This window comes from Comamonas sp. UBA7528, from assembly GCF_002479375.1.
GTDB lineage: Bacteria > Pseudomonadota > Gammaproteobacteria > Burkholderiales > Burkholderiaceae_C > Comamonas.
In genome coordinates, this window is sequence record NZ_DLMU01000016.1 from 62,612 (window position 1) to 74,875 (window position 12,264).

The following is a 12,264-nucleotide window of genomic DNA, read 5'->3' on the forward strand; positions in this document are numbered from 1 at the left end:
CCTTAAACGTTGGGGTTGAGCACTGCAAAGGTCAGTGAAAGCGAGAAATCCAGCGCACTGGTTGGAGTGCGTTGTGCGTCTTCATGAAGGCCAGCTTTTGCAAGGCGAGTCATTTCAATGGGTGTCAGAGGCGTGCTTGGCCACCGTCAGCGACGATGGTCTGACCAGTCACAAAAGCAGAATCTGGTGAGCACAGGAACGAGACCACGCCGACCAGGTCACTTGGTTCAATCGTTCGAGGAATGGCTTGTTGCTTGGGCAGGAAATCGAAGATGTCCTCGTTGGTGCCGCGCATCGACTTGGTGTTGGTCAAGCCCGGAGCGATGACGTTGGCGGTTACGCCCGAGGCGCCGAACTCGCTGGCCAGGGCGCGGGTCAGTCCGATGACGCCTCCCTTGCTGGCGATGTAGGCGGACATATCAGGGACGTTCAGCCACAGGCTGCTGCTGGCCACGTTCACGATGCTGCCCAGCTTGCGTTCAACCATGCCGGGGATGAAAGCCTTGCTCATCAGGAAAGCACCATCCAGGTTGACGCCCAGCACCTTGCGCCACAGGGCGTAGTCGGTGTCAGCAAACGACTTCCAAGGATAGATGCCAGCGTTGTTGACCAGTGCCACCACAGGAGGAAGGTTCGCTGCAACGTCGGCAGCAAATTTCTGCGTGGATTCAGGTGACGTCACATCCACCAAGGCAGAGAAGAACTTGCGACCTGCGGCCTCAACGAGGCCCTTCGTGGTCGATGCGTCAACGACATCTGCCACGGCAATGTCAAAGCCGTCAGCAGCCAGACGTTGTGCATAGGCTTGCCCGATTCCATTGGCGGCGCCGCTGATAACTGCAGTTCCTTCAGCCATCGAATTTCTCCTGTTATTGAAAGCGATGACTGAATTTTTGATCATTCCTCAAAAGAGATAAATACATCAAAATGGCAATCATTGATTCAAAAATGGAACAATTAGATGGAGCTGCTCAATGACATGGCGCTGTTTGTGGAGGTTGCTCACGCGCGCAGTTTTCGAGGTGCGTCGGATGTGACCGGGGTACCGAATTCAACCCTGTCTCGCAGAATCAGTGCCTTGGAAAAGGCCGTGGGTCTGCGGCTTTTGCATCGCACGACGCGCAAGGTCGAACTTACGGAGGCGGGGCAGATTTACTACGAGCGCTGTCGGCGGATCGTGGACGAAGCCCGTATCGCACATGAGCAATTGGGAGAGATGTTGGCGCAGCCAAGCGGTGTGCTGCGAGCCTCGCTGCCGGTCGATTTCGCTACGATCTACATGGCTCCGTTAGTGGCTGAATTCGCGCGCCGCTACCCTGGTATCACCTTTGACTTTGACCTTACACCCAGACGGGTGGACTTGGTGTCAGAGCCTTTTGATGTGGCGATCCGCATGGGCGAACTCAACAGTTCCAACCTGATCGCCAGGCTGTTGGCCCGTCTCAAAGTGCAGGCCTACGCCTCGCCCGGCTACCTCAACATAGCTGGAATGCCGCAGGAGCCTTCACAGCTGGCCCAACACGAATGCTTGGGATTCGCGAAAGCGGGCACCTGGGAGCTTCATCACGACAAGAAGACCATGAAAGTTGAAGTGGGCGGACGATTCATGGTCAACAGTGTGGGCATGTTCCGACGATTGGCCACGCTCGACATGGGGATTGTCCTGCTGCCCACGGAAATCGTTGCCGAGGACGTCGTAGCAGGCAGACTGCAGCGGATTTTGCCGGAATGGGAGGGCAAGTCGACGCCGGTGTACGCCTTGACGGAAACACGCCTGTTGCCCGCCAAGGTGCAGCGCTTCATCGAGTTTCTTCAGGAGCGTCTTGGCCAGCACAGCCATGTGCCCTAAAGCTGCGCTGGATTAAGGGCGTGCGTGTTGGATGGCCGGTGGCAGATGTGTGACTAGGTAGTCGATCAAGCTGCGAACCGAGGGCAGCATTCCACGTGGTGGCGGATACACGAGGTGGATCAGGCGTTCTGATGCCGTCCAGTCCGCAAGCACATGCTCCAGAAGGCCGCTATGCAATGCCTAGGCCACGATGGGCATTGTGAGGGCGATGCCCAAAGCAGCCCTGAATGCGTACCCCTGGCGCTTACGATAGAGGTTTGGAATTCGGGAGACGAAGCCGTGCTGGAGAGCTATATGGGAAGCTGTTTATGCGCAAGAGTCAGCTACCGCTTGCTGACACCACCCAAGGCAGTGACCCATTGCCATTGCTCGCAGTGCCGCAAAAGCCATGGTGCGGCGTTCGCCACCTACGGTGCGGTGCCGCGCCAGGAGGTGTGCATCGTTTCGGGGGAGGCGGACATCACGTCCTATGCCTCATCGGAATCCGTGCTGCGGCAGTTTTGCCGGCATTGCGGTTCGTCCCTGTTCTGGTCCAGAAAAGCTGGGGATTGGAGCGACTGGGTCTGTGTGGCGCTTGGCACGCTGGACACCCCTTTGGAGGCGGCCAAGCAAAAGCATGTGCACCTGGATGCGCAGCCTGCATGGTCCACCTTTCCCGGGCCGTGCGTGCAGCAGGGCTGATCGCTCAAGCACTGTCCTGCTATTGCGGCCGGCCCGGTGGAGTGAGCTGTCAGGCGTGCACATTCATCAGCTGCGTTCCTTTGCCAGGTGTGCGCGTTTATCCGCTGTGGGGCTTGGCCGCAGCGCCCCAGGCCTGCCCGCGCAACTGCTGGCCGGTGGACCGCACCAGCCGCCGGTAGCCCAGCACCGTGCCGGTGGCGGCCAGGGCCAGCGCGCCGATGCTCAGCAGCACCAGAACGATGTCACGCGGCCAGGCGTGCTGCAGCATCCATGACAGGTCCCAGCTGTGCAGAAAGTTGAACAGCCAGCGGTTGGCGCGCTGCGCACGGTCCAGGCTGAGCACCACTTCCCCGGATGCGGGACTGAGGTAGACGACCGTGCGGCCCGGGTCCTGGAACTCCACCCGCAGCACGGGCAGGTCGCGAACGGCAGCGGCGTACATGGATGCCTGTCCGCGCCGATAGTAGTAGGCGTCGTAGTGGTCCAGCAAGGTGGCGGAATGGATGCCGTAGGGCAGCAGCAGGGGTGCGGCGCGTTCCAGTTGCGCGGGCTCCAGTCCGCGCTGGACCTGGAAGCTGCCTGCAGTGCCGGACAGCACGCGGCTTGCGCCCGCCGCATCCAGGGCCAGCAGGTAGGGCCGGCCGGCCAGCACTTTCCATTCGATCTCGCGGGCACTGAATCCGTCGGCCTGCAGCAGTTGCAGCGCGTCCTCCACCGCCACCGCGGGGCGGGTGGTGCCCGGAAGGGCTTGCTGGTAAGCCCGCAGGTCCGGGCGCGCGCCGGTGGGGCTGAAGATGCCCAGCGGGTTCATGGACATCAGGCCGCTGAAGATCCACAGCACCATCACCAGCCCGAACACCAGGCCGGTGATGTGGTGCCAGCGCATCTGGAATTCGCGGTACGGGGTTTTGGCGCCCGACTTGTAGCGCCCGCTGAAGCGCCAGCGCCAGATGCCTACCAGGGCCCCGGCCAGGGCCGAGAGGGTGCCCAGCGCAGACAGGCCAATGACCAGCCAGCTCCAGACCGGGTCTTTGGCGCCGTCGCGGAACATATAGACCCAGTGCAGCCAGGCGCCCACATAGTTCCAGTAGCCTTGGTAGCGCGGCACATCCACCACCACTTCACCCGTGGTGGAGGAGATGTACAACAGGGTCTGCGCTGCATCGTGCATCTGGACCTGGTAGAGCGGACGGTGCGCATCCAGCAGGCCCGCGTGGGACCACCGGTCACCCTGGGTGCGCCCCAGCACCTGCCCGGCTGCGCCGGGGAGGAAGGCCTGGGCGCTGCGCAGTGCCATGGCCGCATCGACCGGGGGCGCGGCGGCGCCGGTGGTGGCATCCACCACGTGCCAGGTGCCGTCGCCTTCCTTGAGCCGGTAGCTGGGCCGCCCGGCAATGGTGGTGAGCGTGATCTGCTGCACGGCCTGCGGCGCGGGGCTGTGCTGCAGGGCGGCTTCCACCGGCACACAACATTGCGCGGCGGCCAGGGGGAGAGGCGGCAGCGCGCCCAGACGCTCTGTGGGCTGCAGCTTGGGGTAGCTCACAAAGAGCATCACCATGCCGCTGAGCACCCACAGGGCCATCAGCACGCAAGCGGCCACCCCGGTCCAGCGGTGCACCAGAAACACCAGGCGTTTGGCGTGGGAAATAGACCACATACGCAGCCCGATCAGAAGCGGTGGTTCACCGTCAGCTCGACACGCCGGCCTTCACCAGCGAACCACTGGTTGGTGGTGTAGTAGGCGGTGGTGAAGTAGTGCCTGTCGAAGACGTTGAAGCCGCGCAGGGTCAGCGTGGTGTCTGCCGTGGCCTGCCATTGCAGTGCCAGGTCGGTGGTGGTGTAGGCCGGCAGCCGGAGCGTGTTGGCCGCGTCGGCATAGCGTTGGCCGACATGGCGCAGCCCGCCCGACAGCGTCCAGCCGGGCATGAACTTCCAGCCCACCCAGACATTGGCCACGCGTTCGGGTACATCGGTGGGCACATTGCCGTTGCGTGATACGGCGACGCCGCCCACGGATTCGCGGAAGTCGTCATAGCGGGCCTTGAGCAGTGCCACATTGGCATCGACTTGCACGGACGGCGTGACCTGCAGCGAGAGCGTGCCCTCGATCCCCTTGGACGAACGCTCGCCCACCTGGATGCGCAGCGCGGGGTTGCTGGGGTCGCGTGTCAGCAGATTGTTCTTGCTGATGGTGTAGGCGGCCAGGGTCCAGTCCCCCTTGCCCTGCCAGAACGATTGCTTGAGGCCGATTTCGAACTGCTTGCCGGTGGACACGTCGAACGCCGCATTCGCTGCCGACAGCATGAGCAGGCCGCTTACCGGGTCGGCCGCCTTGGCAGCCTGGGCGTACAGCGACAGGTCAGGGTGGAGCTTGTAGACCGTGCCCAGGCGCCAGCCGGTGTTGGAGTAGCTGCGCTGGAAGGCCTGGTTGCCGGCCACCAGGTCCTGGCGGGTGAGGTCGGCATGGTCAAACCGGGTGCCTGCCACGATGGACCAGCGCTCCGTCAGCTCCAGCCGGTCTTCGGCGAACAGTGCGTACTGGTCGGCCTGGTTGCGGTAGCGCGGGATGTAGGGCACCGCGCTGGTGTAGTAGCCGGGGTCGGGGTGGTAGGGGTCCACGGAGCCGGAGCTGCCGGTGTAGGTGTTGTTGCTGTGCTGGAAGGTGGCGCGGTTCACGTCAAAGCCCACGGACACCTGGTTGGGGCGGCCGAACAGGCTGCTGGTGAAGGTGACATCGGTGGTGTTGCCGGTCTGGGTCTGGTCGTGACCGATCTCGGTGTTGCCGGAGCGGTCGATCAGGCCCGTGCTGGCGTTGTAGGCATAGGTTTCGGCGTTGCGCCAGTAGCGGTCGCTGCGGATGTGGTAGAGCTTGCTGCGCACCACGGTGTTGCTGCCGGGGGTCCACTGGGCCATCAGCTCGGTCCAGCGGTCCTGGTAGCGGATGCGGCTGTCGGCCACGTTGTAGTTGCGCTCGCGCAGGGCGGGGTCCTGTGCGCCGTTGACCAGGGGCGTGCCGAAGTAGCGCATGGGTTTTTGCCGGCCTTGCGCGTGCGAGAGCTGGAGGCTGAAGTCCGGCGTCAGGTCCCAGCGCAGCGCGCCGCTGACTGTGCGGTTGCTGGAATCTCCGCGGTCCACCCAGCCGTCCGACTGGTCGCCGCTGACATCCAGGCGATAGGACCATTGTTCATTGATGGCGCCGCCGCTGCCAAAGGCCAGGGCGCGCTTGCCGTCCGTGCCGATGGTAGCCTGGACTTCGTTGCGCACAGCGCCGCGCGTGGGCTTCTTGGGGATCACGTTCACCACGCCGCCAATGGCGCCGTCGCCATAGATGACCGAGGCGGGGCCGCGCAGCACTTCGATGCGGTCGATGGACCAGGTGTCGAACGGAAAGCTGACGCCCACGCCGCCGTACTGGCGGGTGCCGTCATACAGGCGCATGACGGAGGTGGTGTCCGTGAAGCCGCGCGCGGACAAGGAGCTGCCGCTGTTGCCGGGGTGGCCCAGGCTGGTGATGCCGGTGGAGCGGGTAATGGCGTCAATCAGCGTGCTGTCGCCCCTGGCCTCCAGCTGTTCGCGGGTGGTGACTTCCACGCTGGCCGGGGTGTCGCGCAGGCTCAGGTCCAGGCGGCTGCCAGTGCTGACCGGGCGTTCCAGCGTGGTATTGCCGGACGAGTGGACGGTCACCGTATCCAGCGTGGCGGCGGGCATGGCTGCAGTCTGGGCCCAGCCGGGCGAAGCCGCCCATGCCAGGGACAGCAGCCAGGGCAGCCGGGCCATGGCTAGGGCTGTGCGCTGGCGCTGCAAGGGGATGGACGAGCGGAAACGGGCAGCGCCTTGGGGCGCTGCAGCAAAAAAAGGACGGGTCATGAACGATCTGCGTGCAAGTGAAACCAGCCGCGCAGGACACAGCCCGGCGGCGATGGCGCGCGCCGGCAGCCATGCCGGACGCACGGGACTTACACGAGAGCGGGAGGTCCCCGGGGTGGGAGCGGCGCCCCCACCAGCGCGGCAATGCGCGCGGCGACAATGGGTTGCAGCGCCAGCCCCAGGGGCTGCGGCTGCGCCACATGCTGGTACTCATACACTGGTGGCGTGGTGATAGCCAGACACAAGGGGCAGTCCAGCGAATGGTGCGGGCCCGGGATGGCCTGACCGTCCTCATCCAGCATGATCACCTGCATGCTGCCACCAGAGGTGCAGACCACTTCCATGGCGCGGGGGTGCACGATGGGCGAGGCCACTGCAATGCCCAGGGTCAGCATGAACCACGCCAGAACCAGGCGGGTCATTGACAGGGAGGAGCGCAGCGCTTGCATGGCCTGCATTATGCAAGCCAGTGCAGCCAAACCGGAAACGGTGGCCGGAAAAATCCGACCCGGTGCCGTGCTGTGTGCCATTCACCACGGGCTGACGCCAAGTCCGCAACGCTGGCGTTGCAGGGCCGGGTTTGCAGCGTTGGTACGTTCAATTGCCCTTCCACACCCGCATGCACCAGTGCCGCGCGCGGCGGGTTGCAGCGGTTTGCAGGGCGGTATGCCAGAGCGGTTGTGGACACCCGTTCTGGCAATGCAAACACCGCCACTATGGTGGCCGCAGGGCGCTGCAGGTGACTGCAGGCCGCTGGCAGCTACCGCCATGGGCGGGTCAGCCGAGCTCAGGCCGGCTTACCAGGTGTGTGCGTAGCTGATGCGCAGCACCGTGCCTGCTGCGGGCAGGCGGCTGGTGTTGTTGTTGCTTCGCAGCAGCTGGCTGTACAGCGGGTAGTAGTTGCGGTTGAGCAGGTTCTCCACACCCAGGGAGATGCGGTTCTTGGGGTCGATCTTCCACTGGCTGATCAGGTCCAGCGTGGTGTAGCCCTTGGTGTTGTAGCGGCCGAAGCTGGTCTTGCCATCCAGGCGGTAGTCCTTGGAGGAATAGGAGCTGGCCTGCAGGCGGTGGCTCCAGCTAGCGCTGGGGCGGTACTCCACATAGGCCGTCAGCTTGAGGGGCGGAATGCGGTAGCCCGTCATGTCCTGGTACTGGGCCGCATTCTGGGGAAGTTCACGCCCCTTCATCCAGGTGAAGCTGCCGCCGGTGCTCCAGTGGTCGTCGTCGCTGAAGTAATCCAGGCTGCCTTCCAGCCCATGGATTTTTTCCTTGGTGCGCAGCAGGGTCAGGCCGTTGTTGAAGCTTTGCACCGCACCCAGATCGGACTCGGACTGGAAGGCGCCCAGGTTGGCGATGACGTTGGAGAACTTGCCGCGCCAGCCGATTTCGATGGTGTTGGTCTTGACCGCCTGCAGGTTGGAGTTGCCGATGTTGAAGGCCGCCGTGGCATTGCGCACCACCACACCGATATCGGGCAGCTCGAAGCCCTGGCTGTAGGAGGCATAGAGTTCATGCCCCTGGGTGGGTGCGAACACCGTGCCCAGGTTGTAGGTCCAGGCGTTGTACTTGACGGTGCCGCCTGCCACGGGCTGGGGGTTGGACAGTTTGGACTGCGACAGGGGGGTGAAGTCGTCAAAGCTGGCCTGGGCGCGGTCGTAGCGCGCGCCGCCTTCCACCGACCATTGTTCGTTGAACTTGTGCTGCAGCTGGGCAAAGCCGCCGAGGCTGCGCGTGGTGACCGGGGGCATGTAGGTCAGGCGCCCGGTCTTGTTGAACACCAGGCCGCTGCTGGCGTCATAGGCGGCGGGATCGAAGATATCGATCGGCATGTCGGTGCGCTCGTGGTTGAAGTCCGCGCCCCAGATCAGCAGGGTGTTTTTCTCGGCCCCCAGCGGTGTCTTGACGGTCAGGCGGCCGCCGAACACATCGGAGTTCTGCATGGACTGGTCGACGTTGGCACCCCGCACGGGCACGGCCCGCGCATCAAACGGGGCAAAGCGCGTGTAGAAATCCCGGTAGTAGAACTGCGCCGCCACAATGCTGCCCGCAAGGTCACGGTTCTCGTAGTCCAGGCCCAGCATGGTGTTCTTGATCTGGTTCTGGTCGGCCAGCTCCAGACCGCGGATGGACCTGGCCGCTGCCGTGCCTGCAGGCAGGCGGGCCACGGACGGGTCGGACGCATAGTCCGTGTCCTGGTTGGCGTTGTAGTGGCTGACGGAGAGCTGCAGGCGCTGGTTCGCGTCCAGCTTGAAGCCGATCTTGGCCGATGCGTTGTAGATGTTGGAGTCGAACAGGTCGCCCTGGCTGGGTTCGGGGGCGATGCGTTTGCCCTTGACATCGTAGGAGCCGCCGACGTGCTTGGCGCCCAGGCTGACCGAGTAGTCCACCACGTCGCCGCCGCCAGACAGGTAATGCTGGATTTCGCCGCCCAGCCCGGCGCCCCGCAGTTGCGAGAGAGGGGCCGATCCCGTCACGATGGTCTCTGCCTTGGTCTCGCCCGAAGGGCGCTTGGTGCGCACGGAGACGATGCCCCCGGCCGCGCCGCTGCCGTAGATGGCGCTGCTGCCGCGCAGCACTTCGATCTGTTCGATGTCGGCGGGGTTGATGTTGGCCAGGTTGCGGGAGGAGTCGCGGTTGGTGTTCAGCGGAACCCCGTCCACCAGCACCAGCATGTTGCGGCCGCGCAGTGTCTGCCCGTAGTCGGTGATGGTGTGGCTGGAATCCGCCATGCCGGGAACCACCTTGCTGAGCATGGTGGCCAGGCTGTCGGAGCCTTGGCGCAATTGCTGGACTTCTTCCCCTTCCAGAATGGTCACCTGGCGCGACGGGGCCACCAGATTGTTCTGGGTGCGTGCGGACACGGTGACGGCGGCCAGTTCCGCTGCAGCTTGTCCATCTGCCGATGCGGCGGCGCCGGTCTTGGACGCGGCAGGGGCTGCGGGCGTTTGGGTGGCCGGCGCAGCTTCCAGCGCGTAGTTGCCTGCGCCCAGGCGGCGGGCATGCAGCCCCGAGTGTTCCAGCAAGCGTGCCAAGCCGCTGTCGACGGTGTGGGGGCCGGACAGGCCGGGGGTACGCAGGTCCTTGAACTGGGCCAGGTCCATGCTGAGATTGATGCCGGCCTGGCCGGCAAAGTCCATCAACGCGGGGCCCAGCGGGCCGGCGTTGATCTGGTAGGCCTTCTGTGCGGACTGGGCAGCAGGCTCTGCCGCGTGCACCGCCGTGGGCAGGGCCAGTGCGGCACTGCCGACGATGGCCACAAACGCGCCTCGGACGGCCAGGGTGAGCGGGTGCAGTGGCACCGCAGGGGAGTGGGGGGCGATGGGCCGTGAGCGCGTGGCGGGCATGGTGTTCAGTCCTCGTTGTCTGTCAATGAATGGGTCTTGATGTGCTTGACAGGCGAGATCGAAAAACCGGACAGCGTTGGACAAAAAATTGGCATTCCTGCCTGGAAGCCAGGAATGGTCGGTGGCGAAAGATGACGGGCGAGGTCGGTGGAAAGCAAAAGCAGACGGCAGCCGGAGAGGAACAGCGCAGTCCCATCAGCATCAGGCGGGGGTAAGCGTCACCCAGTAGCGGGTGCGTGCTTGCGTGCGCACGGGCAGGGTCTGCGCCAGCAGTTCCAGAATGCGGTCTGTGTCGCGCAGCTGGAACACCCCGGAGACGCGCAGGTTGGCCACACCGGGGGCGCACTGCAGCACCCCGGGGCGGTAGCGCTGCAGCTCGGCCAGGAAGTCTTCCAGGCGCATGTCCTGGGCGTACAGCGTGCCCCGCACCCAGGCATCGGTATGGGGAGGAAGTGGTGTGACGGCACCAGTCTGGTGGCTGTTGAAGCTGACCTGTTCCCCCGCCTGCACCACCAGGGACTGGCCGGACTGCGCGGGCGTGACTTTCACGGCTCCCTGCAGCACGGCCAGCGTGGTGCCGTGCGCATGCTTGCGAACGGTGAACCGGGTGCCCAGGGCGCGCAGCAGGCCGTCGTCCGTCTGCACCAGGAAGGGCAGAGCCTGGTAGGCGCTGTCGTGCGCGGTTTCCACCATGATCTCGCCCGCATAGTGGCGGATCCGGCGTGCTTCGCTGTCAAAGCGGGTGCTGATGGCAGAGGCCGTGTTCAGCAGCACACGGCTGTTGTCCGCCAGCGTCACATCGCGCGTTTCGCCGGTGGCGGTGCTGAAGTCTGCACTCCAGACCTGCCACGGCAGGTGGCGGTAGGACAGCCAGCCCAGCATGGGGGTGGCCAGGGCCAGCGCCGTGGCCCGCAGCACGTGCCGACGGCTGCCTGCCCGCGGACGGTTCAGCACGGCCATGCCCATGGATGGGGGGACGCCATCCATACGCAGTTGCAGCTGTTCTATGCGCTGCCAGACGGCTTCATGGGTGGCGCTCAGGCCGCGCCACTGGGCCAGCTCTGCCTGCTGCGCAGCGCCGAAGCCGGGGGCATACCGGCGCGCCATCCATTGGGCCGCCTCGTCGAGTATGCGTGCATCCATGGGATGGTCTTCAGGCATTCCACATCACGCGCAGGCATTGCCGGAAGCCTTGTGCCATGTAGCGGGTAACGGTGCGCACGCTCAGCTGCATCTGCTGGGCAATTTCTTCGTAGGCCAGCCCTTCGAGCTGAGAGAGCAGAAATGCCGTGCGCACCTTGGCGGGGAGCTCGCCCAGCAAGGCATCCAGCTCCTCCAGCGTCTCCAGCAGAATGGCCCGGTCTTCGGCAGACAGGGCAGTCGCTTCGGGCAGCAGCTGCAAGGAGCCGAGGTAGGCCTGTTCCAGCGACCGGCGCTCCAGATGGTTGATCATCAGCCGCCGCGCGACGGTGGTCAGATAGGCCCTGGGCTCGCGGATGTCTTCAATGGCCTGTGTCCTGGCCGTGCTCCAGATGCGCGCGAAGGTGTCCTGTGCAATGTCCGCTGCGTCGTGGCGGTCGCCCAGCTTGCGCTGCAGCCAGGCAATCAGCCAGCGGTTGTGCAGTGTGTACATGCCGCCAAGTGCGTCACTGGCGATGCTGTTGGCGAGAGTGGACACGGGAGGTTCAGGTGCATTGGAAATGCGGCGATTCTACATAAATGATACCTATTCTCAATTTGTGGAAGGCCTCACCTCGAAATGCAGGTTGGGGGCGGGTTGTGAACCGCCGAGAGCTTGTGTGGAGATGTGGGCCCGAACGCCGGTGCGACTTGGCCAATGCCGCGGTGCGGTCGGTGCCCTCTGCCTCACAAGGCTGTGGGCTGTATAAAGAAACAGTAAACTTTGGACTTGATCGCTCCAAAAAAGAAGCCAAGCATGTCCGTACAACCCGAACAGGAAGACGTCTCCATCTTCGAAGACCGCCTTTGGCATCACAAGGGCTGGGAAGCCCGCGTCATCAAGAGCGAGGACGACGATGGCTGGGCTGTGTCAATGACCCAAGACGGCCAATCGGAACCCGCCCTGGTCGGCCCATGGACCATGGGCCGCGACAAGAAAAATCCCAAGCCACTTGACGTGTCGGCCTTCAATACCTTGGTGAAGACTGCCAACGAGGTCATCCGTCGGCATGAGCAGCACTTGGCAGCGCTGTTGCACCAAGCTATACAGATTGACGTGCACGGATTGCGCGTGACGGTGGCTCTCGATATCGAGCCCGATGAGGAGAACCCCACTGCCACGCTCAGTGCGACGGCAGCGGACGGCAGCCAATTGGCCAAGGTACGAACCCGTCCCGACTACAGGCTCACCCGCGCTGCTGCGCAGCAGTGGGCAGATGCAGGCTACCCGCGTGCGAGCGAGGACTGAACGTCAGGGCAAGGCGCCTGCCTTGGGCTGGCGAGCGGCTTGAAAATCACGCAATGCTGATTGCACCAGGAGTGCGGTACGGCTGCAACGGGTCG

The 12,264-nt window shown here is 64.3% G+C and carries 10 protein-coding genes; 3 read left to right on the plus strand and 7 right to left on the minus strand.

Annotation, left to right across the window (positions count from 1 at the left end):
• Positions 1-124: 124 nt before the first annotated feature.
• Positions 125-856 carry an SDR family NAD(P)-dependent oxidoreductase gene (locus B3349_RS19705; RefSeq protein WP_291591330.1) on the minus strand — a complete coding sequence of 244 codons (732 nt, stop codon included), beginning with the start codon at positions 854-856 and terminating at the stop codon, positions 125-127.
• Positions 857-961: 105 nt separating this feature from the next.
• On the opposite strand from B3349_RS19705, the gene B3349_RS19710 reads away from it, so the two are divergent.
• A complete protein-coding gene (locus B3349_RS19710) occupies positions 962-1,849 on the plus strand; it encodes a LysR family transcriptional regulator (protein ID WP_291591331.1) in 888 nt (295 codons plus the stop codon).
• 279 nt (positions 1,850-2,128) lie between these two features.
• Positions 2,129-2,530 (plus strand): GFA family protein, encoded by a 402-nt coding sequence (locus B3349_RS19715; RefSeq protein ID WP_291591333.1) that lies wholly within the window; start codon positions 2,129-2,131, stop codon positions 2,528-2,530.
• A 97-nt stretch (positions 2,531-2,627) separates the two neighbouring features.
• On the opposite strand, the gene B3349_RS19720 is transcribed toward B3349_RS19715, so the two are convergent.
• The 6 genes from B3349_RS19720 to B3349_RS19745 form a co-directional block, all read right to left on the minus strand.
• On the minus strand, positions 2,628-4,187 hold the full coding sequence (locus tag B3349_RS19720; RefSeq protein ID WP_291591334.1) for a PepSY domain-containing protein: 1,560 nt from the start codon (positions 4,185-4,187) through the stop codon (positions 2,628-2,630).
• Positions 4,188-4,198: 11 nt separating this feature from the next.
• Positions 4,199-6,397 (minus strand): TonB-dependent receptor, encoded by a 2,199-nt coding sequence (locus B3349_RS19725; RefSeq protein WP_291591336.1) that lies wholly within the window; start codon positions 6,395-6,397, stop codon positions 4,199-4,201.
• Between the two features lie 89 nt (positions 6,398-6,486).
• Entirely contained in the window at positions 6,487-6,846 is a 360-nt protein-coding gene (locus B3349_RS19730; RefSeq protein ID WP_291591338.1) for a DUF2946 family protein, read from the minus strand.
• 348 nt (positions 6,847-7,194) lie between these two features.
• Entirely contained in the window at positions 7,195-9,741 is a 2,547-nt protein-coding gene (locus B3349_RS19735; protein ID WP_291591340.1) for a TonB-dependent receptor, read from the minus strand.
• Between the two features lie 201 nt (positions 9,742-9,942).
• Positions 9,943-10,884 (minus strand): FecR domain-containing protein, encoded by a 942-nt coding sequence (locus B3349_RS19740; protein WP_291591342.1) that lies wholly within the window; start codon positions 10,882-10,884, stop codon positions 9,943-9,945.
• 10 nt (positions 10,885-10,894) lie between these two features.
• Complete coding sequence (locus B3349_RS19745) at positions 10,895-11,374, minus strand: sigma-70 family RNA polymerase sigma factor (protein ID WP_291591520.1); 480 nt, start codon at positions 11,372-11,374, stop codon at positions 10,895-10,897.
• Between the two features lie 303 nt (positions 11,375-11,677).
• Here B3349_RS19745 and B3349_RS19750 point away from each other — a divergent pair, with 303 nt between their 5' ends.
• Positions 11,678-12,169, plus strand: a complete 492-nt coding sequence (locus tag B3349_RS19750) for a hypothetical protein (protein ID WP_291591343.1) — start codon at positions 11,678-11,680, stop codon at positions 12,167-12,169.
• Positions 12,170-12,264 lie beyond the last annotated feature (95 nt).